The sequence below is a fragment of the Allobosea sp. P4_C6 genome (assembly GCF_056402015.1).
Genome location: NZ_JBFUIF010000223.1, coordinates 1 through 1,673, shown reverse-complemented (window position 1 = coordinate 1,673; position 1,673 = coordinate 1). Strand labels below are relative to the sequence as shown.

2 protein-coding genes are annotated in these 1,673 nt (G+C 54.9%); both read left to right on the top strand.

Annotated features, from left to right (window positions below; translation table 11 throughout):
- Positions 1–188 precede the first annotated feature (188 nt).
- Complete coding sequence (locus tag AC1DVA_RS28135) at positions 189–1,148, top strand: GDP-mannose 4,6-dehydratase (RefSeq protein ID WP_476808091.1); 960 nt, start codon at positions 189–191, stop codon at positions 1,146–1,148.
- Positions 1,149–1,162: 14 nt separating this feature from the next.
- On the top strand, positions 1,163–1,673 hold a 511-nt coding region (locus AC1DVA_RS28130; RefSeq protein WP_476808090.1), incomplete at its 3' end, for a glycosyltransferase family 2 protein.

Below are 1,673 nucleotides of genomic sequence, written 5' to 3'. Positions count from 1 at the left end.
TATAGCGCCTTTGCTGAGGCGTTTTAGAGCGCAAGTAGGGTGCTGTCGACACATCCGGCCTTGTGGCTCAGATTGCCGGCCTTGTGGCTCAGATTGAGAGCTTGCGTTCGATCCAAGCGGACGAAGCTGTCCGTTCTCATAGGTTGCAAGTATATAGTATCCGGCCATGCCGCGTGGAGCCGTGAAGTATGCGTATATTAGTCACAGGCGCCAATGGATTCGTCGCGCCTTACGTCGCAGACGCTTTGCGTTGTTGTCATAAAGGGGAAGGTGAGATTATTCTGTCAGGCCGAAGTAGCGATGATGCCAGCAAGCGAATGGACATTTCCCTAGACATTACGGACGCGCTTGCAGTCGAAGCAGCGGTCGCGAGCACYGCGCCAACCCACATCATTCACTTAGCAGCTATATCATCGTCCCCTGACGCTGGCTCTGATCCTGATTTGGCGTGGCGTGTCAATGTTGGCGGTACGCTGGCAATAGCCCGCTCTATTTTGAAGTCAGCGCCAAATTGCATAATGCTTTTTGCCAGCTCGGGCCAAGTCTATGGAGAAACTGCCAGATTGAGCCGCCCCCTTACGGAGGGAGACGTTCTTGCGCCTGTTGGAGATTATGCGGCGACGAAGGCCGCTGCCGACATCGCCATCGGCGCTATGGTCAGCAAGGGCTTGCATTGTATAAGGCTGCGCCCTTTCAACCATACCGGTCCCGGTCAGACGGAGGATTTTGTTCTGCCGGCGTTCGCTGGCCAGATCGCGCGGATCGAAGCGGGGCTATCGCCGCCTATAATCAAGGTCGGGAACCTTGACTCGGAGCGCGATTTCCTTGATGTGCGTGATGTTGCCGACGTGTACGCGCGGGCAACCCAACAAGCGCAAGATATCCGCTCAGGTACTATTCTAAACGTTGCCTCGGGGATCCCCTACTCGATCGGAAGTCTGTTACAGAAGCTGCTCGCGATGAGCAGTTCGAAGATTGTCGTCGAGCAGGAGCCAGGCCGTATGAGGCCGAGCGATACGCCTCGATTTATAGGTGATGCGACTTTGGCGCGCGACCTCCTTGGCTGGAAGCCTTTGCGCAATGTGGATGATATCCTGCGTGACATCCTGGCCGCAGCCCGCGACGAAGCCACGAGGACTAAACATTAGCAAATGAGCGGACGATGACCGAGACGACCCAAGCAGCCAACGACACCCATTCTGATCGCGCATGCTTTTCGCCAAGCCGCATTGCGGTGCTCGTGCCATGCTATAATGAAGCTGTGACGATCTCCGCGGTGATTGAGGGCTTCCGTGCGAGTGTTCCGGAGGCGGATATATACGTTTACGACAACAATTCAAAAGACGACACTGTTGCGGTCGCACGTCAAGCTGGAGCGATTGTGAAGACCGAAACGCGCCAAGGCAAAGGTCATGTGGTGCGCCGAATGTTTCGCGATATAGAAGCGGATGTATATATTCTTGTTGATGGTGATGCGACCTATGAAGCTGCCGCTGCTCCGCGTCTGATAAAAGAGTTGATCTCGGGGCCTTACGATAAAGTTAATGGTGCTCGAGTTCACGAGGCCCAGAATGCTTATCGGGCCGGTCATGTTCTTGGAAATCGTATGCTTAGCGGTCTCGTTTCGCAAATATTCGGGGCGCAGAGCCGCGACATGCTCTCTGGCTATAAAG